Consider the following 24,325-nt stretch of genomic DNA (forward strand, 5'->3'; position numbering starts at 1 on the left):
TTTTCTTTTTTAGAGCTTGAATATTGTTTCTATAGTCCTTTTTATGGTAAAATGGTTTTATGAATGAAAGAATGAAAGAGCTCGTTGAGTTGCTCAATCGCTATGCGACAGAGTATTATACAAGTGACAATCCATCTGTATCTGATAGTGAGTATGACCGTCTTTATCGTGAATTGGTAGAGTTAGAAAAAGCTCATCCAGAGCAAATCTTGCCAGATAGTCCAACCCACCGTGTTGGCGGTAAGATTCTAGATGGTTTTGAAAAATATAGTCATCAGTATCCTCTCTATAGTTTGCAGGATGCTTTTTCTCGTGAAGAGCTCGATGCCTTTGATGCGCGTGTTCGTAAGGAATTAGATGATGTTACTTATATCTGTGAGTTAAAAATTGATGGTTTATCAATTTCCTTGACTTATGAGCAGGGAATTTTTGTTGCTGGAGCAACTCGTGGTGATGGTTCAATTGGTGAAAACATCACGGAAAATCTCAAACGTGTCAAGGACATTCCTTTATCCTTACCAGAGAAATTAGATATCACTGTTCGTGGTGAATGTTATATGCCAAGAGCTTCTTTCAAACAAGTCAATCTTGCTCGTCAAGAAAACGGCGAGCCTGAATTCGCCAATCCACGAAATGCTGCTGCAGGAACCCTTCGCCAGTTAGATACTGCAGTAGTAGCTAAGAGAAATCTTGCAACTTTCCTCTATCAGGAAGCTAGTCCTTCAACACGAGATAGCCAAGAGAAGGTTTTGGAACATTTAGAACAGTTAGGTTTTGTGGTTAATCATAGGCGCCTATTAGCGCACAGCATGGATGAGGTTTGGGATTTTATCCAAGAAGTTGGTCGAGAAAGAGACCAGTTGCCTTATGATATCGATGGTGTTGTGATTAAGGTTAATGACTTAGCCGGTCAAGAGCAGTTAGGTTTTACAGTAAAAGCACCTAAGTGGGCAGTGGCTTATAAGTTTCCGGCAGAAGAAAAAGAAGCAAAACTTCTTTCGGTTGATTGGACAGTTGGAAGAACAGGAGTCGTAACTCCGACTGCTAATCTTACTCCAGTACAACTTGCAGGTACAACTGTAAGTCGTGCAACTCTTCATAATGTCGACTATATTGCTGAAAAGGATATCCGCAAGGATGATACTGTCATTGTATACAAGGCAGGGGATATCATACCAGCTGTTTTACGTGTAGTAGAATCCAAGCGTATATCTGAAGAAAAACTTGACATTCCAACAAACTGTCCAAGTTGTGACAGTAAGCTTTTGCATTTTGAAGATGAAGTTGCCCTTCGTTGTATAAACCCACGTTGTCCAGCTCAAATCAAGGAAGGTCTAATTCATTTCGCATCTCGTGACGCCATGAATATTTCTGGCCTTGGTCCATCAATCGTAGAAAAATTATTTGCCGCCAATTTAGTTAAAGATGTTGCGGATATTTATCGCTTAACTGTGGAAAATTTTCTCTTGCTAGATGGCATCAAGGAGAAATCAGCTCAAAAACTTTATCAGGCTATTCAAGCTTCTAAAGAAAATTCTGCTGAAAAACTTTTGTTTGGTTTAGGGATTCGTCATGTTGGAAGCAAGGCAAGTCAGTTACTCTTACAACATTTCCATTCAATCGAGTCACTTGCTCAAGCAAATCCTGAAGAAGTAGCAAGCATCGAAAGTTTGGGAAGTGTCATTGCCCAAAGTCTCCAATCTTATTTTGAGACTGAGGGTGCAAAAATTCTTTTAAGTGAATTGAAAGAATTAGGTGTTAATCTAGACTATAAAGGACAGGTCGTTGCAGCAGATGCTGCCTTATCAGGTTTAACTGTCGTATTGACAGGGAAACTTGAACGTCTTACTCGCTCGGAAGCCAAAAGCAAGCTCGAAAATCTTGGTGCCAAGGTAACGGGTAGCGTATCGAAGAAGACTGACCTTGTAGTAGCAGGAGTCGATGCAGGCAGCAAATTCCAAAAAGCACAAGAACTTGGAATTGAGATTCGAGATGAAGCTTGGTTGGAGAGTTTATAATCATTACACACTAAAGAATGACTATCTTAGATTTCTTGCTCCAACTCGAAAATATAAACAAGAAATTATTTTTTAAAATTTAACAATTAGAAATTAGGGAGAACTATGTACAATTATCCTGTACTTATTCATTATCATCGTAAGGATGGAGCGTATCAGAATTGCAACTTTAGTAAGGGGTCAGCTGATTCAGTAGAATTTGTTAAAGAGCAAGAATACTTTGGAGAGAAGTTTTCATTTACCCAATCAAGTGAAACACCTCTTGAACAAATGGTGTTTACAGTTGATAAAGATGGAGTAAGCAAAGAATATCCTATCCGATTCAATCATTATCCACTTTTAACAGAAGTTTGGATTTTAGATGGAGATGACACAGTTTATTATTCTGAAAATCCAGCCATTGCAAGTCCACACTATAAAGATCAAAATCCATTTGCTTTTGATAAAGCGATTAACAGTGCCAGTTTTGATCACCACTGGGGTTGCCAAGGAGAGTTGGGATGCCAGGTTTCTGAAGAAGAAACAAGCTTTAAACTTTGGTCGCCAACAGCAACAACTGTACAAGTTGTAGTTTATGAATCAGCAAGTAATGATGCGGCTATCCTAAAGACTTATGAAATGCAACGTGGTAACAGTTATTCATATAGTCACAAGGATAATACAATTGGCGTTTGGAATTTGACAGTTCCTGAAAGTCTTGCTGGTCGTGCCTATCAATATCAGATTAATTTTCCACATCATCAATCATTGACACGAGATCCATATACCATTGCGACAAGTCCAGATGGTAAACGTTCAGCGATTCTTTCAGAAAAAGAACGTCAAGTTGAAGGTTTTGAAGTTAAGAATGGAACGGAAGCTACTTGGCGATTGGAAAATTCTTGTCAAGCGGTTGTTTACGAAATGCATGTTCGTGACTTGACCAAGTCTGAAACTTCTGGTGTTGCTCCAGAATTAAGAGGAACATTCTTAGGTGCTGCCCAGACTGGAACAGTCAATCACTTCGGTCAGTCTACTGCATTTGACTACATCAAGGAACTTGGTGTTAACTATGTTCAACTGCAACCAATTGCTGATCGTCACAAAGAGTATGATGCAGATGGAAATGTGACCTACAACTGGGGTTACGATCCACAAAACTACAATGCACCAGAAACCAGCATGTCTACGAATCCAAATGATCCAGGTCAAGTCATCCGAGATTTGAAGACGATGATTCAAGCTTATCATGATGCTGGTATCGGTGTCATCATGGATGTTGTTTATAATCATACTTTCTCTGTAGTCGATGCACCATTTCAAACAACGGTACCAGATTATTATTATCGAATGAATCGTGATGGGACCTATCAAAATGGAACCGGTGTAGGCAATGAAACTGCTAGTGAACACGAAATGTTCCGTAAGTACATGATTGATTCACTTCTTTATTGGTTGAATGAGTTTAATATTGATGGTTTCCGCTTTGACTTGATGGGAATCCATGATATTAAAACCATGCAGATGATTCGTTGGGCAATGGATGAGGTCGATCCTAAAATTATCCTTTATGGAGAAGGCTGGGATATGGGAACTGGTCTTGCTCCTTATGATAAGGCTAAGAAAGACAATGCCTATCAATTACCTAATATTGGCTTTTTCAATGATGATCAACGTAATGCGGTAAAAGGTGCTGAAGTTTATGGTGATATCAAATCAGGCTTCGTAAGTGGTGCTGCCACTGAGCCAATTGTTGCCAAAGCTATCCTTGGTAGTCGTGAACTAGGCTCTTATCTAAGCCCTAACCAGGTTGTCAACTATGTAGAAGCCCATGATAACTATAACTTGCATGATTTATTAACGACACTTCATCCAACAGAAGACCAAGCAAGTATCATGAAAAAGGTAGAAACAGCAACTGCAATGAATCTACTCATGCAAGGCATCTCTTTTATGGAACTTGGTCAAGAGTTTGGACGTACCAAACTGGTTCCTACAGGTGAAAACGGTGAGTTGACTCATGATGATCGCGAACGTGCTATGAACAGTTACAATGCTCCAGACGCTGTTAACCAGGTAGACTGGGATTTAATTAATGAGCGTCAAGAAAGCATAGAATTTATTCGTCAGATTATAGGGCTTAAAACAAAGACTAGTGCCTTTTCATATCCTACATACGAGGAAGTATACCGTCACGTCTTTGTTCACACAGCTATTGAAAATAGTGGCTGGATTGTCTATGAGATTCAGGGAACTAAAGAACATTTCTTGGTTGTATTTAATGCCAAAGGTGCATCTTTCTATTATGAAAATGCTGGAAATCTAGAAATGTTGGTTACAAATAGTCGTTCAAACCAAGAAAACACTCTTGATAATGTGAGTGTTGCAGTTATGAATGTTTTATCTTAAGTCTTAGATCGAAGACGGAGTCAATGAAATGTAGGGCAAAGCTATTTTGTAGAGTCCAATGAATGAACAAAAATGTTTCAAAGGCTCATTTCTACTAAAAATACGAGGTCGGGATTTTTGATCCCGGCCTATACTTCTAGAAAGTCTTCTTTGAAGTCGAAAATAAAACTAAAATTTTCAGAAAAAGTAGTTCATTTTCAAGTACTGGACAGATAGAAAAAAGCAGAAGTTTCATTATTAATTGAATTAAAATTAGAAAAGTTCATTACTTTTAGTGGGAGATACTTATGGATATCAATACAATTACTCTGGAAAAATTCATCACCTTAAATGAAGAGGAGAAACTTCAGTGTCTCAAAGACATTAAGCATACCTACCAATTCGAAAAGATAAAGGAAATCATCTCAGAGCTTGGTTTAGAAAATTTAAGTGGTCAAGTACTTAGTGAACTAGCCAAAGTTTGTAATAATTGGAGTCAATTTGAAGAGGCAAAAACAGTTTTAGAGATAGTCTCTGAAGAAGATAGGGATGCTATTTGGTATTATAGAAATGGTTTTACCCATTGGCGTTTATCTAGTGACCCGAAGAATGACTTTGAAACTGAAGCTAATCAGGCTCTAGCATTATTAGAAAATGCTATCAAAAATGCTGATTCCTCAACAAATCCAGTCATTGAATGGTGTATTGAGTTGGTTAAAGTAGGTTCTCTAAGGGAAGTTCTTGAAGCTAAGCCAGCAGATTATCCCTTGCTAGAAAAATACTATTTTGAAGATGTTAATGAAACTAATCAAGAAATGAAAATTGCGCAGAATAAGAAATTATACAAGAATATTACGGTAGAAGACGTTCAAAAGGCAAGAGACTCATGGGATATTATTAAACCAGTATACGAAACTGTTAACATCTATAACACCTATGAAGACTATCTCGATTCTGCAAAAATCTTTACTCTAGAACAAAGATACCTTCTGGCGATTATCTGGTATTTTATCGAAGTAAACAATGGAGGCCACTATCAATTTTTCGATAATTCGACAGGGATTGTCTGGGAAGATACTTTAAAGGGATTGGAACTATTTGGAATGACGGAGCATGCTGTTAATTTCAAAAATCTTCTTGCATACTTTGGTGGAGCTATCTCCTTTGTTAGAGAAGAGAGATCGGAGATGCTAGCACAGATGGAAGAAGAGTATGGTGATGCTTTTTATCAGAAGTTGGATGAAGCAGATGATTTTGTTTATGATTATGATGGAAATGAGAATGAACTAAGTTTTATCAAAAAATATCCAGAGAAATTCATTTTTCAGGGAAATGCAGATAAATCGTAAAGAATAGTAAATAAAGACAGAGCAGATTGGAAGATCTGCTCTATTTTTTAGGGGAAAATCCTTGCTTTCTGAATAATTTCAATCTAAGTTGAATATCATAAACTCTATATTATTTACGGATTTTGAATATATTTTTTAAAAATATTAGGCTAAAAATTGCTTAAACTCGAATATTTTGTTACTGTTATATAAAAATGTAAGAAAATGAAAAGGAACTAAGATAAATCAGAAAATTATTTTCAGATTTTCAAAATAATTTTTTAAAATATAGTAATTTACTTGAAACTTCTCTTAAAAGATAGTATAATAGAAATATAGAAAACGCTTACAATATAAAGGGGGATTTATGGATACATTAGAAGCTTTAAGAACTTTTACAACAGGCGAAAATTTCCATCTTCAGCACTATTTGGGCGCACATCGTGAGGAGAAAGACGGGGAATGGGGTTACACATTCCGAGTTTGGGCTCCGAATGCGCAGGCTGTTCATCTAGTCGGTGATTTCACGAATTGGGTTGAAAATCAAATCCCTATGGTTCGAAACGAATCTGGAATTTGGGAAGTTTTTACAACTTTTGCCCAAGAAGGTCAGATTTATAAATATCATATCACACGGGCTAACGGTCATCAGCTTATGAAGATTGATCCTTTAGCTGTTCGGTATGAAGCACGTCCAGGCACAGGAGCTGTGTTAACAGAAATTCCAGAAAAAAAATGGAAGGATGGACTTTGGTTAGCTCGTAGAAAACGTTTGGGATTCTTCGAAAGGCCAGTTAATATTTACGAAGCACACGCTGGTTCGTGGAAACGAAATCCAGATGGAACTCCATATAGTTTTGCTCAATTAAAAGAAGAGTTGATTCCTTACTTAGTTGAAATGAACTACACTCATATTGAATTTATGCCTTTGATGGCTCACCCGCTAGGTTTGAGTTGGGGCTATCAACTGATGGGATATTTCGGTTTAGAACATTCTTACGGAAGACCAGAAGAGTTTCAAGACTTTGTTGAGGAGTGTCACTTAAACAATATCGGTGTGATCGTGGACTGGGTTCCAGGTCACTTTACAATCAATGATGATGCCTTAGCCTACTATGATGGAACTCCGACTTTTGAATATCAAGACCATAACAAAGCTCATAACTATGGTTGGGGGGCATTAAACTTCGACTTAGGGAAAAACGAAGTACAATCTTTCCTAATTTCTAGCATTAAGTTCTGGATTGATTTTTATCATTTAGATGGTATCCGTGTAGATGCCGTAAGCAATATCCTTTATCTTGATTATGATAATGCACCTTGGACACCAAATAAAGACGGTGGGAATCTTAACTACGAAGGCTATTATTTCCTTCAGCGTTTAAATACTGTTATTAAGCTAGCTCACCCTGATGTCATGATGATTGCAGAAGAGAGCTCTTCAGCTACTAAAATTACAGGTCCGAAAGAGATTGGTGGCCTTGGATTTGACTACAAGTGGAACATGGGTTGGATGAATGATATCTTACGTTTCTACGAAGAAGATCCAATATACCGCAAGTATGATTTTAACCTTGTAACCTTCAGTTTTATGTATGTCTTTAATGAAAATTATCTCCTACCATTCTCACATGATGAGGTTGTACATGGTAAGAAGAGTATGATGCATAAGATGTGGGGGGATCGTTATAATCAATTTGCAGGCCTTAGAAATCTTTATACTTATCAAATTTGTCACCCTGGTAAGAAATTGCTCTTCATGGGTAGTGAGTTTGGGCAATTCTTAGAATGGAAATCTGAAGAGCAATTGGAATGGTCTAATTTAGAAGATCCAATGAATGCTAAGATGAAATACTTTACTTCTCAACTGAATCAATTCTACAAAGACCATCGCTGTCTATGGGAAGTCGATTTGAGCTATGATGGAATTGAAATCATTGATGCAGATAATAGAGATCAGAGTGTTCTTTCCTTTATTCGTAAAGGAAAGAAAGGCGAGATGCTAGTCTGTGTCTTTAATATGGCACCAGTCGAACGTCCTGATTTCACAATTGGACTGCCAGTTGCAGGTGTGTATGAAGAAATTTGGAATACAGAGCTAGAACAATGGGGTGGTGTTTGGAAAGAACACAATCAAACCGTTCAAACTCAAGAAGGATTATGGAAGGATTATAAGCAGACTTTGACCTTTACCTTGCCAGCTTTGGGGGCAAGTATCTGGAAAATCAAACGTCGCTTGAAACCCACTAAAAAAGAATCAAATAAATCTCAAAAAGGAGTAGAAAATGAAGAATGAAATGCTAGCTTTAATCCTTGCCGGTGGGCAAGGAACTCGTCTCGGTAAACTCACTCAAAGCATTGCAAAACCTGCTGTGCAATTTGGTGGGCGCTATCGTATCATTGACTTTGCTCTTTCTAACTGTGCCAACTCTGGTATCCACAATGTTGGGGTTATCACACAGTATCAACCTCTTGCTCTTAACAATCACATCGGAAACGGTTCTAGTTGGGGTCTTGATGTAATTGATTCAGGTGTTTCTATCCTTCAACCTTACTCTGCAAGTGAAGGAAATCGTTGGTTCGAAGGTACAAGTCATGCGATTTACCAAAATATTGACTATATCGATAGCATTAATCCTGAGTATGTTTTGATTCTTTCAGGAGACCATATCTACAAGATGGACTATGATGATATGCTCCAATCACACAAGGATAACAATGCCAGCTTGACAGTTGCTGTTTTGGATGTACCACTAAAAGAAGCTAGTCGTTTCGGTATCATGAATACAGATGCTAATAATCGCATTGTTGAATTCGAAGAAAAACCTGCCCAACCAAAATCAACCAAGGCATCAATGGGTATTTATATTTTCGATTGGAAACGTCTACGCAATATGCTAGTTGCAGCTGAAAAGAATAATATTGACATGTCAGACTTTGGTAAGAATGTTATTCCTAACTACCTAGAGTCTGGAGAAAGTGTCTATGCTTATGAATTTAATGGATACTGGAAGGATGTTGGTACAATCGAATCTCTTTGGGAAGCAAATATGGAATACATCTCTCCAGAAAATGCTCTAGATAGCCGAAATCGTCAATGGAAAATTTATTCTCGTAACCTTATCGCTCCACCAAACTTCCTTGGAGAATTTGCTCAAGTAGAAGACTCTCTAGTAGTAGATGGATGTTACGTGAATGGTACTGTAAAACATTCCATTCTTTCTACAGCTGCTCAAGTTCGTAAGGGAGCAGAAGTTGTTGATTCTGTCATCATGAGTGGAGCAGTTATCGGTAGAGGTGCTAAAATTACACGTGCAATCATCGGTGAAGGTGCAATTATTGCCGATGGTGTTGAAATTGATGGTACAGAAGAAGTACAAGTAGTCGGATATAACGAAGTAGTGGGGGTAGCAACAGATGAAGATTGATAAATATTCAGCGATTTTAGGAAACACTGTTGGTTTTCATGATATGTCAACCTTGACAAGTAACCGTCCAGTGGCAAGTTTGCCATTTGGAGGAAAGTATCGTTTGATTGACTTCCCACTCTCAAGTTTAGCAAATGCTGGTGTTCGAAGTGTCTTTGGAATCTTCCAACAAGATAACATCAGCTCTGTATTTGACCACATTCGTTCAGGACGTGAATGGGGCTTGAATACCCTTCTTAGCCACTACTATCTTGGAATCTACAATACTCGTGTGGAAAGTAGTACTGTTGGTAAAGAGTATTATCAACAACTCTTGACTTATTTAAAACGTTCTGGATCTAACCAAACGGTTTCCTTGAACTGTGACGTTTTGGTAAATATTGATCTTACTCAGGTTTTCCATTTGCATAATACTACAAAATCTCCTATTACGGTTGTTTATAAGAAACTACCTAAAAAGGATATTTCAGAAGTAAATGCTATCCTAGATATTGATGAAACTGACCACGTGCTCTCTCACAAACTCTTTGATAAAAAAGCTGAACAAGAATACTACAACATGTCAACGGATATCTTTGTTGTAGATACTCAATGGTTGATTGAACGTCTGGAAGAAGAAGCTCAGAAAGAACACCCAGAAAAACTACGTTATGTTCTACGTGACTTGGCAGCGGAATCAGGCGCTTTTGCATACGAGTATACTGGTTACTTAGCAAATATTCATTCTGTAGAAACATACTACCAAGCCAATATTGATATGCTTGATCAGCATAAATTCTACTCTTTATTCTCTCCAAATCAAAAGATTCACACAAAGGTGAAAAACGAAGAACCAACTTATTATGCACCTGGTTGTGAAGTAAATACTTCGCAGTTTGCTTCTGGTAGTATTGTCGAAGGTAAGGTTGTTCGTTCAGTTGTTTCGCGTAATGTTCAAATTCATAAAGATAGCTTAGTTAAAGAATCTATTGTTTTCCCTCGTGTTGTCATTGGTGAAGGTGCTCAAGTTGAGTATGCAATTATTGATAAGGGTGCTGAAGTAGCTGATGGAGTTGTTATTCGTGGTACAGCAGAAAATCCTGTTGTCATCAAAAAAGGTGAAAAAGTAACAGAGGACATTCTTTCATGAAAATTTTATTTGTAGCAGCCGAAGGAGCCCCTTTTTCTAAAACAGGTGGCTTGGGAGATGTTATCGGGGCTCTTCCAAAATCATTAGTTAAAGCTGGTCATGAAGTTGCTGTTATCCTGCCATACTATGACATGGTGGAAGCCAAGTTTGGTGATCAAATTGAAGATGTTCTTCAATTTGAAGTATATGTTGGTTGGCGTAGACAATTTTGTGGAATAAAGAAAACTGTTTTAAATGGCGTTACTTTCTACTTTATTGACAACCAGTATTATTTCTTCCGTGGTCACGTATACGGAGACTTCGATGATGGTGAACGCTTTGCTTTCTTCCAACTTGCGGCTCTGGAGGCTATGGAGCGTATTGGTTTTATTCCAGATGTTCTTCATGCTCATGATTATCATACAGCTATGATTCCCTTCTTGTTGAAGGAAAAATACAGATGGATTCAAGCCTATCAAAACATTAAGACTGTCTTAACGATCCACAACCTGGAATTCCAAGGTCAATTCTCTGAAGGTATGCTTTGGGATTTGTTCCGAGTTGGTTTTGAACGCTATGCAGATGGTACAGTTCGCTGGAATGACTGCCTGAACTGGATGAAGGCTGGTATCCTCTATGCAGATCGTGTATCTACTGTTTCGCCAAGCTATGCTTATGAAATCATGACAACAGAGTTTGGATGTGGCTTGGATCAGATTTTACGAATGGAGTCTGGTAAGGTTTCTGGTATTGTAAATGGAATCGATACGGATCTTTATAATCCAGAAACGGATCCTTTGTTGGATTATCATTTTAATAAATCAGACCTATCAGGAAAAGGTCAGAATAAAGCTAAACTTCAAGAGAAAGTTGGTCTTCCAGTTCGTCCCGATGTTCCAATGATTGGTATTGTGTCGCGTTTAACAAGACAGAAAGGTTTTGATGTCGTTGTTGAAGGTTTGCATCGCATGCTTCAAGAGGATGTTCAAATCGTTCTCTTGGGTACAGGTGATCCTGGTTTTGAACAAGCCTTCTCATGGTTTGGTCAAGTATTCCCAGATAAACTATCTGCCAATATTACCTTTGATGTCAAGCTAGCACAAGAAATTTATGCAGCCTGTGATATTTTCCTCATGCCAAGTCGTTTTGAACCTTGTGGACTTTCTCAAATGATGGCTATGCGTTATGGAACATTACCACTTGTTCATGAGGTGGGCGGGTTGAGAGATACTGTCCAACCGTTTAATCCAATTGAAGGAACGGGTACAGGATTTAGTTTTGACAACTTGACGTCATACTGGCTTAACTGGGCTCTTCAAACTGCTTTGGATGTTTACTATAATCATCCTGACGTTTGGAAGAGACTTCAAGTCCAAGCTATGGAATGTGACTTTTCTTGGGATACAGCTTGTCAGTCTTATCTTGATTTGTATCACAGCTTAGCAAATTAAATAAATAAAATCGTATGATGGTTTCATACGATTTTTTGAGATGATGAAAGTATGGGGAATAAATGAATAAAGCTAGAGGACTCTGTGTGCTCGATGTAGATGGAACTCTGATAGAAGAAGAGGTTATTGATTTATTAGGGAAAGAGGCAGAATGCGAAAAAGAAGTTGCCCTGCTAACAGCTCAAGCTATGAGAGGAGAATTAGACTTCGAAGCAAGTTTAAAAAGACGTGTTTCTCTTCTTAAAGGTCTCTCTATCAATGTTTTTGATAAGATTTATCATGAGCTTCATCTTAGTAAGAACGCTGCCCAGTTTATTAAAGTTCTTCAAGAAAATCAGATAGAAGTCGGTTTAGTATCAGGTGGATTTACCACTATTGTAGAAAGATTAGCAAAAGATTTGGGGATTTCATTATATACTGCTAATCAACTGGAAATCAGAGATGATCATTTAACTGGAAATCTAATTGACCCTATTATAAGCAGAGAAGTTAAAGAAGAAAGACTTATAAGGTGGGCTAAAGAATTACAAGTGCCTTTCGAGAGAACGATAGCTATCGGTGATGGAGCTAATGACTTAAAAATGCTTAAAAGAGCAGGGCTTGGAGTAGCTTTTTGTGCCAAGGATATTGTGAATAAGGAAATAAATATTCAGGTAGATGAGAGAGATTTTGGGAAAGTTTTGGAAATGATAGACTTCCTTTAGATAGAAAGAGGAATCGAAATGAAAGTTGTTATCGCGCCAGATTCTTTCAAAGAGAGTCTACCTGCAAACGAAGTAGCAGAAGCTATAAAAAGAGGATTTAAAAGGGTGATACCGGATGCTGAATGTTTACTTTTACCTGTTGGTGATGGAGGTGAAGGAACAGTAGACGCCATTAAAAGTTCTCTAGGTTTGGAAGAAAAAAGAGTCCAGGTAACTGGACCTTTTGGTGATGAGGTTTTGATGTCTTACTTTCAAAAAAGAGATTTAGCTCTATTTGAAGTTGCAAATTTAGTGGGTCTTGCTAAAATCCCTTTTGATAAACGTAATCCTCTAGAGATTCAAACAAAGGGAATTGGTCAACTTATTCTCCATTTGATAGAACAAGGAATCAAAGATATCTATGTTGGTGTCGGTGGTACGGCTAGTAACGATGGTGGAATTGGCATTGCTTCAGGACTTGGTTACCAGTTTTATGACAAAAACGGAATTGTACTTCAAGCAAATGGTCAATCTCTATTTGATATCAGGAAAATTTTGAAGGAGGGAGTATTTCGAATTCCTTCTGATGTCCATATCAAAATATTAGCAGATGTGACTAATCCACTTTGTGGACCTTATGGTGCTACCTTTACATTTGGGAAACAAAAGGGATTGGATCCATCTAAATTTCAAGAAGTTGATGCTACTATTAAAGACTTCTATAGTAAAGTTGGACCTGAAATATTAAAATTAGATGGTGCAGGAGCAGGTGGTGGTATTGCAGCTGGCTTTTGTGCCTTCGCTGGAGCAGAGATTGTATCTGGTATTCAAACTTGTTTGGATTTGATAAACTTCGATCAAAAAGTTACTGATGCAGACCTAGTTATCGTTGGTGAAGGTAGGTTGGATACTCAAAGTTTGGCAGGTAAGGCACCAATCGGTGTAGCAAAAAGAACACCAAATGGTGTTCCAGTTATTGCTATTTGTGGTAGTTTGTCAGAGGATTTACCACCCTTACCATTTGAGAATATAGTCGCAGCTTTTTCCATACTTGAAAAAAGCGAACCGTTAGCAGACAGTCTAAAAAAAGCAGCTGTCTATTTAGAAAATACAGCTGCAAGTATCGCACGAATCATGTCTTTGAGATAGAGTTAACCAAACCATTTTTTCCAGAGAGAAGTAGGAACTTTCGTCTCTTTCTCTTGCCACAAGTCTGAAAAGGCCTTTCTGAGGTCTTTTTCACTTGTTTGAACCGGAACATCGCTATGGATAACCAGTCCGAAAGGAGAAGAGTTATGATCTTCAGAAACGATAGTTGCTTGGCAGTCAGCATCTTTGGCTTGTTTTAAATAATAGACCTGTTTGTCAAATACTACTTGAGGAGAAATTTTGACAAATAGAGGTTCGGTTTCTTTTTTAAAAGTCTCTAAAATTGTTAAAAATGCCTTTTGAAATTTGACATCATTCGCAGTAGCGAGTTCAGCGTAGCCAAGAACACGTTCTTCAAAGGTACCAAGAAAACGTCTTTGTTCGTCTGGATTTAACTTAAGTCCACCATTGGCTTTTTCTAATATTTGTTTAGATATATCAGTCATAAATATAGTATATCATAAAAGTCTATAGATAAGGCGGAAAAGAAAGCGATTACTTAACAAAGTTAAGGAAAATTTGCACAAAGATAACGTTTTTTCTTGAAAAAGGTATCTTTTTGATGTATCATAGAGGTGTAAAATAATTTAACTCAAAGGAGAGTAAAAAATGTCAATTATTACTGATGTTTACGCTCGCGAAGTCCTAGACTCACGCGGTAACCCAACACTTGAAGTAGAAGTTTACACTGAATCAGGTGCTTTCGGACGTGGTATGGTTCCATCAGGAGCTTCTACTGGTGAACACGAAGCAGTTGAACTTCGCGACGGTGACAAATCTCGTTACGGTGGTCTTGGTACACAAAAAGCTGTTGACAACGTTAACAACATCATTGCTGAAGCAATTATCGGCTACGATGTACGTGACCAACAAGCTATCGACCGTGCTATGATCGCTCTTGACGGTACTCCTAACAAAGGTAAATTGGGTGCAAACGCAATCCTTGGTGTGTCTATCGCTGTAGCCCGCGCTGCTGCTGACTACCTTGAAATCCCACTTTACAGCTATCTTGGTGGATTCAACACTAAAGTTCTTCCAACTCCAATGATGAACATCATCAATGGTGGATCTCACTCAGATGCTCCAATCGCTTTCCAAGAATTCATGATCGTACCTGCTGGTGCACCTACATTCAAAGAAGCTCTTCGTTGGGGTGCTGAAATCTTCCACGCACTTAAGAAAATCCTTAAATCACGTGGTTTGGAAACTGCCGTAGGTGACGAAGGTGGATTTGCTCCTCGTTTCGACGGAACTGAAGATGGTGTAGAAACAATCCTTGCTGCTATCGAAGCTGCTGGTTATGTTCCAGGTAAAGACGTATTTATCGGATTTGACTGTGCATCATCAGAATTCTACGATAAAGAACGTCAAGTATACGACTACACTAAATTCGAAGGTGAAGGAGCTGCTGTCCGTACTGCGGCAGAACAAATCGACTACCTTGAAGAATTGGTAAACAAATACCCAATCATCACTATCGAAGATGGTATGGACGAAAATGACTGGGACGGTTGGAAAGCACTTACTGAACGTCTTGGTGGTAAAGTTCAATTGGTTGGTGACGACTTCTTCGTAACAAACACTTCTTACCTTGAAAAAGGTATCGCAGAAGGAGCTGCTAACTCAATCCTTATCAAAGTTAACCAAATCGGTACTCTTACTGAAACATTCGACGCTATCGAAATGGCGAAAGAAGCTGGTTACACTGCCGTTGTATCACACCGTTCAGGTGAAACTGAAGATTCAACAATCGCTGACATCGCAGTTGCAACAAACGCAGGACAAATCAAGACTGGTTCACTTTCACGTACAGACCGTATCGCTAAATACAACCAATTGCTTCGCATCGAAGATCAACTTGGTGAAGTAGCTGAATACCGTGGATTGAAATCATTCTACAACCTTAAAAAATAAAATAGTTCAGTGAACTAATGAAAGCCCTTGGATTTTTCCGAGGGCTTTTGTATATTATTAGACAAGCCCAAAGAAATCCAGTCTTGTTTTCGTATTCTAGAGGTGAAAAGAGAGATTTTTAAACGTTTTTTTGGTATAATAATACCCAGGAAAAACTAGAGAAAGAAGGAGGTTGAGATGGATAAGTATTTGTCGGTAACAACTTTGACTAAGTATCTGAAAATGAAATTCGATAAAGACCCATACTTGGAGAGGGTCTATTTAACTGGTCAGGTTTCTAACTTCCGGAAGCGTCCAACTCATCAATATTTTTCTCTAAAAGATGATCGAGCTGTAATCCAAGCGACTATTTGGTCAGGTATTTATCAGAAACTAGGTTTTGATTTGGAAGAAGGGATGAAGATCAATGTTATCGGTCGTGTCCAAGTCTATGAACCAAGTGGGAGCTACTCTATCATCATTGAAAAGGCAGAGCCTGATGGTGTAGGGGCTCTTGCGATTCAGTTCGAACAATTAAAAAAGAAATTATCGGAAGAAGGCCTTTTTCAAGAACGCTTTAAACAAGCAATCCCTCAGTTTGCAAAACGTATCGGGGTTGTGACTAGTCGTAGTGGTGCTGTTATACAGGATATTATTACTACCGTTAGCAGACGTTTCCCAGGGGTTGAGATTGTTTTATATCCTACTAAGGTTCAAGGCGAAGGGGCAGCAGAGGAGATTGCCCGTAACATTGCTAGAGCTAATGAACGAGAAGACTTGGATGTTCTGATCATTGGTCGTGGTGGTGGTTCAATTGAGGATCTTTGGGCTTTTAACGAAGAGATTGTAGTGCGTTCTATCTTTGAATCGCGCCTTCCTATTATTTCAAGTGTGGGCCACGAAACGGATGTAACCTTGGCTGATTTTGTTGCCGACAAGAGAGCAGCAACACCAACTGCTGCAGCAGAGTTAGCTACACCTGTGACTAAGTTAGATCTACTGACCTACCTTAAAAATCAAGAGAAACGAATGTCTACTGCTGTACAAAATACTTTATCAAAGAAAAAAGAAGCCTTGAGAGGGCTTAGTCAATCAGTCATCTTTAGACAACCAGAGCGTTTATATGATGGATATCTGCAACGTTTGGATCAGTTAATGCTTCGACTGAAGCAGGGATTGAATGGTGAGTTAGTTAGAAATCAACAGAAGGTTCAAGCTCAAATTCACCGTTTGGAGCAATTATCGCCAAATGTCAAGATTCAGCGCTACCAAGACCGTATTCAACAGTTACAAAAATTAATGCGTAGCCAGATGGCTGTGATCTATGATGCTAAGGTTGCTGAAGTAAAACGCTTGTCAGAAGCTCTACTCATGTTAGATACGAGTCGTATCGTAGCAAGGGGTTATGCGATTGTTAAAAAAGAGGATACTGTGGTATCTTCAGTAAATGATTTGAAAAAAAATGACCAGGTGATGTTGATGATGCGAGATGGTCAGGTAGAATTAGAGGTTAAAGATGTCAAAACAGAAGAAATTTGAAGATAATTTAGCAGAGCTTGAGACTATTGTTCAGAGTTTAGAAAATGGTGAAATTGCTTTAGAAGATGCTATTACTGCATTTCAAAAAGGAATGGTTCTTTCAAAAGAATTGCAAGCAACACTTGATAAAGCAGAAAAGACCTTGGTTAAAGTTATGCAAGAAGATGGAACAGAAAGCGAACTTCTATGAACAAGCAAAAAAAATTAGCTTTGGTTCAGTCAGCTCTTGAGGAGTTTTATGGAGACCAGCAATTAGCTGCTAATCTCAGAGAAGCTGTTCTCTATTCTATTCATGCAGGTGGTAAACGAATTCGTCCTTATCTGCTTTTAGAAGTTTTGGAGTCTTTGCAGGTGCCAATCACTATAGCTCATGCCCAGGTTGCAGCAGCGCTTGAGATGATTCACACAGGTAGCTTAATTCATGATGATCTTCCGGCTATGGATGATGATGATTTTCGTCGTGGGCGTTTAACCAACCATAAGAAGTTTGGTGAAGCACTAGCAATTTTAGCAGGAGATGCCCTCTTTTTAGATCCTTATGCTTTGATAGCGCAAGCAGACTTGCCAAACGAAATTAAGGTAGATTTAATAGCTTCTTTGTCCCTTTCTTCTGGAAGTATGGGGATGGTCGCTGGCCAAGTTTTGGATATGGAAGGTGAAGGTAAACATTTAAATCTAGAAGAACTTCAGACCATCCATGCTAATAAAACTGGTAAACTCTTAGCCTTCCCTTTTCAAGCGGCAGGAGTTATTGCAGGATTGGATAAAAATCTTCAAAAACAGTTGAAAACAGTTGGAGAGCTGATTGGGCTTGCTTTTCAAGTGAGAGATGATATCCTTGATGTTACTGCTAGTTTTGAGGAAATTGGTAAAACACCACAAAAAGATTTGCAAGCTGAGAAATCAACCTATCCTGCTTTGTTAGGATTGGATGAGGCAAAAGTTTTTTGTAACCGAACTTTGGATCAGGCTAATGAAAAATTAGATGTGATTAGCCAATTAGTCGACTTTGATAAAGAACCAATTGTAAAAATAGTAGAAAGTTTGAGAATCAATGCCTAAGGAAAGAGTAGATGTACTTGCCTACAAACAAGGTTTATTTGAAACAAGAGAACAGGCTAAGCGGGGCGTAATGGCTGGATTAGTGATTGCAGTCCTAAATGGTGAGCGTTTTGATAAACCAGGAGAAAAAATTCCTGACGATACTGAATTAAAACTCAAGGGTGAGAAACTCAAGTATGTGAGCCGAGGCGGCTTGAAACTTGAGAAAGCTTTAGAAAAATTTGAAATATCGGTTGAAGGCAAAACGACCATTGATATTGGTGCTTCAACAGGAGGCTTTACGGATGTCATGCTTCAAAATGGTGCAAAACTGGTTTATGCCGTTGATGTTGGGACCAATCAGCTAGCCTGGAAATTACGCCAAGATTCACGTGTTGTCAGCATGGAGCAATTTAACTTTCGTTATGCTGAAAAAAATGACTTTGAAGAAGAGCCATCTTTCGCAAGTATCGATGTGAGTTTTATTTCTTTGAGTCTCATTTTACCAGCTCTACATAGAATATTGGCCAATCAAGGGGAAGTTGTTGCACTTATAAAACCACAGTTTGAAGCAGGGCGAGAACAAATTGGAAAAAATGGTATTATCAGAGATGCCAAAGTTCACCAAAATGTTTTAGAATCAGTTACTAAAATGGCAGTTGATGAAGGATTCTCAGTCTTAGGATTGGATTTCTCTCCTATTCAAGGTGGACACGGGAATATTGAATTTCTTGCTTATTTACGTAAAGAGGAACATGCAAGCAACCAAGTAGTTTCTGAAATAGAAAAAGTAGTAGAAAAAGCACATAGAGAGTTTAAAGATGAATAAAAAAGAAAGACTTGAAAAGATTAGAAGATTTGTGACTGATTATCAAATCGGCACACAAGAAGAAATCGTTGAACACTTGAGAGAAGCAGGCATCTCTGCTACTCAAGCAACTGTTTCACGTGATATCAAAGAATTAGGGATTGTAAAAATTCCTTTGAAAGACAATACATATGTCTATGAATTACCAAAGTCAGTAGTTAAAAGTTTACAGTTAGCTGAGAACAATATCGAAAGTTTCGAAAGAATGGGTAATCTCATCAACTTAGATGTCATTCCTGGGAATACAATTTTTGTTAAAAGTCAATTGACTCAAACATTTTCGGATATGATTTTTAGCTGTTTAGCAGATGATAACTCAATTTTAATTGTGGCGCGAACTGAAGAAGCAGCTGTAGAGATTGTTGAACAAGTTAAAAAGTGGTAGGACCTTATGTTACTTGAAATTTCAATTAAAAACTTTGCCATCATTGAGGCTATTTCGCTTAATTTTGAGAAGGGAATGACAGTTCTGACGGGGGAAACCGGTGCTGGGAAGTCTATCATCATCGATGCTATGAATATGATGCTGGGAGCCAGAGCTACAACGGACGTCATTCGTCATGGTGCTCCTAAGGCTGAAATCGAAGGTCTTTTCTCGGTTGAAAACAGTCATGCTTTGCAAATGATTTTTGATGAGCAAGGAATAGAGTTAGGTGATGAAATCATCATCCGTCGTGAAATTTTACAAAACGGGCGTAGTGTTAGTCGTGTCAATGGACAGATGGTTAATCTATCTGTTCTTCGCTCAATTGGACAGTATCTTGTTGATATCCATGGCCAACATGATCAAGAAGAGTTAATGCGTCCCCAATTGCATATTCAGATGCTTGATGGGTTTGGTGATGCAGATTTTCTGGAACTGAAGCAAGCCTATCAGACAAACTTTGATGCTTATCGTAAAATGCGTAAGCAACTTCTTGAGATTAAGAAAAATCAAGAAGAGCACAAGGCTCGTATTGAAATGTTGGAATTTCAGATGGCTGAAATTGAATCTGCGTCCTTACAGCCAGGTGAAGACCTCAAACTAAACCAAGAACGAGATAAACTTCTAAATCATAAAAATATTGCTGATACGTTGACTAACGCTTATACAATGTTAGATAATGAAGAGTTTTCAAGTCTAGCTAACGTTCGTTCAGCAATGAATGATATGGAAAGTTTAGAAGACTATGATGCAGAGTACCGTGAAATATCGTCCTCTCTATCTGAATCCTACTATGTTTTAGAGGATGTCACTAAGCGTTTAGAGGATATTATCGAAGATTTAGATTTCGATGGTAATCGCTTGATGCAGATTGAAAGTCGTTTAGATCTCATTCACTCCATTACACGTAAGTACGGTGGGAATGTTGACGATGTCTTGATGTACTTTGCTAAAATCACAGAAGAATACAACCTTCTGACTGGCAATAACTTATCTTCAGATGATATGGAAGCAGAACTCAAAAAGTTGGAAGTAAGTCTAGTTGACTTAGCAACTAATCTTGCATCTGCTCGACATAACTTAGCTCAACAATTAGAAACTGAGATTCAGCAAGAACTCAAAGACCTTTATATGGACAAGGCTCGATTTCAGGTTCAATTTACTAAAGGTAAGTTTACTCGTGAAGGAAATGAAAGTGTTGAATTTTACATCTCCACCAACCCTGGAGAAGACTTTAAACCATTGGTTAAAGTAGCTTCTGGAGGAGAGTTATCTCGCCTCATGTTGGCGATCAAGTCTGCTTTTTCTCGTAAGGAAGGTAAGACCAGCATTGTATTTGATGAAGTGGACACAGGAGTTTCAGGTCGTGTAGCCCAAGCAATTGCTCAAAAGATTCATAAAATTGGTCAGCACGGCCAAGTATTAGCTATATCTCATCTTCCTCAAGTCATTGCGATTGCAGATTATCAGTTCTTTATTGAAAAGATTAGTAATGACCATTCAACTGTTTCAACAGTTCGCTTGTTGACAGTTGAAGAAAGGGTGGAAGAAGTTGCTAAAATGTTGGCTGGTGAGAATGTGACTGAAGCGGCACTTAGTCAAGCGAGAGAATTGTTACAAAGTAAGGAGAAATAAATGACAGACTATTATGTTATTGGAGATGTTCACGGAAAAGCAGGAATGCTCGAGGACCTTCTAAAAACATGGGATGGTAAGACTCAATTACTCTTTCTTGGAGATTTGATTGATAGAGGAGAGGATAGCCGACGTGTTCTTGAAATGGTCAAGGACTTGGTTGATAACAAAGGAGCTATCTGTTTATCAGGAAATCATGAGTATATGTTTTTAACATGGTTGGATAATCCTGAAGAAAGCTATGACCACTATCGTCGTAATGGTGGGGATACAACTATTAACTCTATTCTAGGTCGCCCTTTGGATGCACCAGTAGATGGTGTAGCAGATGCTAAGCGTGTTGTAACTGAAGCAGCTGACTTAGTGGAGTTTATCCGTCAGATGCCTTTTGTGATTGAAACAGATAAGTATATATTCGTTCATGCTGGTATTGATTTGACTTTGGATGACTGGCATGATACTACAGATTACAAGAAAGTTTGGCTCAGAAAACCATTCCACGAAGCAGCTAATCATACTGGTAAAACGATTGTCTTTGGACATACACCAGTCTATGGTTTACTAAATCAAGAACGCGGTACAGCGGAACTTTGGATTACAGAAGACGGTAAGATTGGAATGGATGGAGGAGCTGTTTACGGCGGTGTCCTTCACGGTATTGTCTTTACTGACCAAGGTATGACTGAACGCTATTTCATCGAAAATGACGGCTTTGTCGCCGAAGATTAGTACTCCTAGCAGGGTATGGTCTTGTCAAAATATTAAAAACATTTTATAATTAATAGATACCCTGAAAGGAAGAGAATCATGAACGTAGAAGAATTGAAAAAACGACAGGAGAAGATTCGTAACTTCTCTATTATTGCCCATATTGACCACGGAAAATCAACGCTAGCAGACCGTGTTTTAGAGAAGACAGAAACAGTTTCTAGCCGTGAAATGCAGGCCCAACTATTAGATAGTATGGACCTTGAACGTGAACGTGGGATTACTATCAAGCTTAATGCCATTGAGCTTAATTATACTGCAAAAGATGGCGAGACTTATATTTTCCACTTGATTGACACACCAGGACACGTGGACTTTACCTATGAAGTTTCACGTTCCCTTGCTGCCTGTGAGGGTGCTATCTTGGTAGTCGATGCTGCACAAGGGATTGAGGCTCAAACACTAGCTAACGTTTACCTTGCTTTGGATAATGATTTGGAAATTCTTCCAGTTATCAATAAGATTGACTTACCTGCTGCAGATCCGGAGCGCGTGCGTACAGAAATCGAAGATGTCATTGGTCTGGATGCTAGCGAAGCAGTCTTAGCTTCAGCCAAAGCTGGTATCGGAATTGAAGAAATTCTTGAGCAAATCGTAGAGAAAGTTCCTGCTCCAACCGGTGATGTATCAGCACCATTAAAAGCCTTGATTTTCGACTCAGTATACGATGCCTATCGTGGGGTTATTCTTCAAGTCCGTGTTATGGATGGAGTTGTCAAACCAGGTGATAAGATTCAGCTCATGAGTAATGGTAAAACCTTTGATGTTACCGAAGTGGGGATCTTCACACCTAAAGCAGTGGGACGAGACTTCCTTGCGACAGGTGACGTTGGTTACATTGCAGCTTCTATCAAGACTGTTCAGGATACTCGTGTCGGTGATACAGTAACCTTGGCGACGAATCCTGCTTCAGAGCCACTATCTGGATACAAACAGATGAATCCAATGGTTTTCGCAGGTCTCTATCCAATTGAGTCAAATAAATATAACGATCTTCGTGAAGCCCTTGAAAAATTGCAACTAAATGATGCTAGTTTGCAGTTTGAACCTGAAACTTCTCAAGCGCTCGGATTTGGTTTCCGTTGTGGTTTCCTTGGATTACTTCATATGGATGTTATTCAGGAACGTTTGGAACGTGAGTTTAACATCGACCTTATCATGACTGCACCATCCGTTATCTACAAGGTTAATCAGACAGATGGTGAATCTATGGATGTATCGAACCCATCTGAGTTTCCTGATCCTACAAAGATTGCGACCATTGAAGAACCGTATGTAAAGGCACAAATCATGGTACCACAAGAATTCGTTGGAGCAGTAATGGAACTAGCTCAACGCAAACGTGGTGATTTTGTGACCATGGATTATATTGATGATAATCGTGTCAATGTCATCTATCAAATTCCCCTTGCTGAGATTGTCTTTGACTTCTTTGATAAACTTAAGTCTTCGACGCGTGGTTATGCAAGCTTTGACTACGAATTGTCAGAGTACCGCCCATCTAAACTGGTCAAAATGGATATCCTTCTCAATGGTGACAAAGTGGATGCTCTTAGCTTTATCGTTCATAAAGATTTTGCTTATGAACGTGGGAAACTTATCGTAGATAAACTTAAGAAAATCATTCCTCGTCAACAATTTGAAGTGCCCATTCAAGCTGCAATTGGACACAAGATTGTGGCTCGTACTGATATCAAAGCCCTTCGTAAGAATGTGCTTGCCAAGTGCTACGGTGGTGACGTTTCACGTAAACGTAAACTACTCGAAAAACAAAAAGCTGGTAAGAAACGGATGAAAGCTATTGGTTCAGTAGAAGTCCCACAAGAAGCTTTCCTCAGCGTCTTGAGCATGGATGAAGAATAATTAATTTCTTTTATTCTTTAGAATGAATCACAGTTATCTTTTGACACTTTTATTTACATACATTAAAATAGGGGTGAAAGGAGAAGGATTATGAAAAAAATCATCAGCTTATCTACGCTTTTAGTGTGTTGCTTAACTCTTGCTGCTTGTAATACTTCAAAAGCTAAGAAAGAAGCAACCTCAGATACAACAACAGTCCAGGAAACTACCACAGCACAAGAAACAACAACTGTAGCCGAATCAACGATTAAAGATATCCAGGTAATTGGATCGGATGCTTATGGATATGTAAAGGTTCCGAAATCTTGGATTCATTTTAAAGAAGTTGAGGGCGGTGATGATATTCAGTACTGCGATGGAACGGACATCAACATCGTAACCCTAAATACTTTTAAACCAGAGCACCTTGGTGTTAGTGAAAGTGAATATGCTGCTCTTGATGCTGTTCAAGTTTCTACTAGCGTTTATCAAACTAAACAACAAAGCAAGGATTTCTCTAAAGTTTGGGGATCTAAGTCAAAAATTGGTGGTTATGACGCCTATGTCGTAAACTGTATTGCTAAAAATGGTAAATATCTAGTGATCTGGATCTTTAAATCAGACGATGGTAAGTTTAGATACGTTTCTCTAGAAGGAACACCTGAAGTGTTAAAGGATATGCTTCCATTGATTGAACAAAGTTGGACTACGAAAAAAGATTAATAAATAAGAAAACAGGATGTATATCCTGTTTTTTTCTATCTTTTTCTATCTTTTTTCAAA

20 protein-coding genes are annotated in these 24,325 nt (G+C 38.5%); 19 read left to right on the forward strand and 1 reads right to left on the reverse strand.

The window, feature by feature from the left end; all coding sequences use genetic code 11:
* Positions 1-59: 59 nt before the first annotated feature.
* From ligA to I1J71_RS00835, 9 genes are all read left to right on the forward strand, one after another.
* Entirely contained in the window at positions 60-2,018 is a 1,959-nt protein-coding gene (gene ligA, locus I1J71_RS00795; protein ID WP_195183366.1) for an NAD-dependent DNA ligase LigA, read from the forward strand.
* Positions 2,019-2,123: 105 nt separating this feature from the next.
* Positions 2,124-4,406: a type I pullulanase gene (gene pulA / locus I1J71_RS00800; protein ID WP_195183367.1), complete on the forward strand. Its 2,283-nt coding sequence runs from the start codon at positions 2,124-2,126 to the stop codon at positions 4,404-4,406.
* A 287-nt stretch (positions 4,407-4,693) separates the two neighbouring features.
* Positions 4,694-5,734 (forward strand): DMP19 family protein, encoded by a 1,041-nt coding sequence (locus I1J71_RS00805; protein ID WP_195183368.1) that lies wholly within the window; start codon positions 4,694-4,696, stop codon positions 5,732-5,734.
* Between the two features lie 346 nt (positions 5,735-6,080).
* On the forward strand, positions 6,081-8,009 hold the full coding sequence (gene glgB, locus I1J71_RS00810; protein WP_195183369.1) for a 1,4-alpha-glucan branching protein GlgB: 1,929 nt from the start codon (positions 6,081-6,083) through the stop codon (positions 8,007-8,009).
* Positions 7,999-9,141 carry a glucose-1-phosphate adenylyltransferase gene (locus I1J71_RS00815; protein ID WP_195183370.1) on the forward strand — a complete coding sequence of 381 codons (1,143 nt, stop codon included), beginning with the start codon at positions 7,999-8,001 and terminating at the stop codon, positions 9,139-9,141. The genes glgB and I1J71_RS00815 overlap by 11 nt, the downstream gene beginning before the upstream one ends.
* On the forward strand, positions 9,131-10,270 hold the full coding sequence (gene glgD / locus I1J71_RS00820) for a glucose-1-phosphate adenylyltransferase subunit GlgD (protein ID WP_049496439.1): 1,140 nt from the start codon (positions 9,131-9,133) through the stop codon (positions 10,268-10,270). The genes I1J71_RS00815 and glgD overlap by 11 nt, the downstream gene beginning before the upstream one ends.
* On the forward strand, positions 10,267-11,700 hold the full coding sequence (glgA, locus tag I1J71_RS00825) for a glycogen synthase GlgA (protein WP_049496435.1): 1,434 nt from the start codon (positions 10,267-10,269) through the stop codon (positions 11,698-11,700). The genes glgD and glgA overlap by 4 nt, the downstream gene beginning before the upstream one ends.
* A 62-nt stretch (positions 11,701-11,762) precedes the next feature.
* Entirely contained in the window at positions 11,763-12,404 is a 642-nt protein-coding gene (serB, locus tag I1J71_RS00830; protein WP_049496433.1) for a phosphoserine phosphatase SerB, read from the forward strand.
* 18 nt (positions 12,405-12,422) lie between these two features.
* A complete protein-coding gene (locus I1J71_RS00835) occupies positions 12,423-13,532 on the forward strand; it encodes a glycerate kinase (RefSeq protein WP_195183371.1) in 1,110 nt (369 codons plus the stop codon).
* Between the two features lie 2 nt (positions 13,533-13,534).
* Here I1J71_RS00835 and I1J71_RS00840 read toward each other — a convergent pair whose 3' ends face one another.
* Positions 13,535-13,978 carry a DUF1694 domain-containing protein gene (locus tag I1J71_RS00840; protein WP_049496428.1) on the reverse strand — a complete coding sequence of 148 codons (444 nt, stop codon included), beginning with the start codon at positions 13,976-13,978 and terminating at the stop codon, positions 13,535-13,537.
* A 163-nt stretch (positions 13,979-14,141) separates the two neighbouring features.
* Between I1J71_RS00840 and eno the strand changes: the two genes are divergently transcribed.
* The 10 genes from eno to I1J71_RS00890 all read left to right on the forward strand — a co-directional run bounded on the left by eno (position 14,142) and on the right by I1J71_RS00890 (position 24,265).
* Positions 14,142-15,446: a surface-displayed alpha-enolase gene (gene eno / locus I1J71_RS00845; protein ID WP_049496425.1), complete on the forward strand. Its 1,305-nt coding sequence runs from the start codon at positions 14,142-14,144 to the stop codon at positions 15,444-15,446.
* A gap of 177 nt (positions 15,447-15,623) precedes the next feature.
* Positions 15,624-16,964 carry an exodeoxyribonuclease VII large subunit gene (gene xseA, locus I1J71_RS00850; RefSeq protein WP_195183372.1) on the forward strand — a complete coding sequence of 447 codons (1,341 nt, stop codon included), beginning with the start codon at positions 15,624-15,626 and terminating at the stop codon, positions 16,962-16,964.
* Positions 16,942-17,154 carry an exodeoxyribonuclease VII small subunit gene (locus I1J71_RS00855; RefSeq protein WP_004253516.1) on the forward strand — a complete coding sequence of 71 codons (213 nt, stop codon included), beginning with the start codon at positions 16,942-16,944 and terminating at the stop codon, positions 17,152-17,154. The genes xseA and I1J71_RS00855 overlap by 23 nt, the downstream gene beginning before the upstream one ends.
* On the forward strand, positions 17,151-18,026 hold the full coding sequence (locus I1J71_RS00860; RefSeq protein WP_195183373.1) for a polyprenyl synthetase family protein: 876 nt from the start codon (positions 17,151-17,153) through the stop codon (positions 18,024-18,026). The genes I1J71_RS00855 and I1J71_RS00860 overlap by 4 nt, the downstream gene beginning before the upstream one ends.
* Positions 18,019-18,834, forward strand: a complete 816-nt coding sequence (locus I1J71_RS00865) for a TlyA family RNA methyltransferase (RefSeq protein ID WP_195183374.1) — start codon at positions 18,019-18,021, stop codon at positions 18,832-18,834. The genes I1J71_RS00860 and I1J71_RS00865 overlap by 8 nt, the downstream gene beginning before the upstream one ends.
* A complete protein-coding gene (locus I1J71_RS00870; RefSeq protein ID WP_004253525.1) occupies positions 18,827-19,258 on the forward strand; it encodes an arginine repressor in 432 nt (143 codons plus the stop codon). The genes I1J71_RS00865 and I1J71_RS00870 overlap by 8 nt, the downstream gene beginning before the upstream one ends.
* A 6-nt stretch (positions 19,259-19,264) precedes the next feature.
* A complete protein-coding gene (gene recN, locus I1J71_RS00875; protein WP_195183375.1) occupies positions 19,265-20,932 on the forward strand; it encodes a DNA repair protein RecN in 1,668 nt (555 codons plus the stop codon).
* Positions 20,933-21,661, forward strand: coding sequence for a metallophosphoesterase family protein (locus I1J71_RS00880; RefSeq protein WP_195183376.1), 729 nt, complete (start codon positions 20,933-20,935; stop codon positions 21,659-21,661).
* A 78-nt stretch (positions 21,662-21,739) separates the two neighbouring features.
* Positions 21,740-23,563, forward strand: a complete 1,824-nt coding sequence (gene lepA / locus I1J71_RS00885) for a translation elongation factor 4 (RefSeq protein WP_195183377.1) — start codon at positions 21,740-21,742, stop codon at positions 23,561-23,563.
* Between the two features lie 90 nt (positions 23,564-23,653).
* Positions 23,654-24,265 (forward strand): hypothetical protein, encoded by a 612-nt coding sequence (locus I1J71_RS00890; RefSeq protein WP_195183378.1) that lies wholly within the window; start codon positions 23,654-23,656, stop codon positions 24,263-24,265.
* Positions 24,266-24,325: the final 60 nt, after the last annotated feature.

This window comes from Streptococcus infantis, assembly GCF_015546995.1.
Classification (GTDB): Bacteria; Bacillota; Bacilli; order Lactobacillales; family Streptococcaceae; genus Streptococcus; species Streptococcus infantis_J.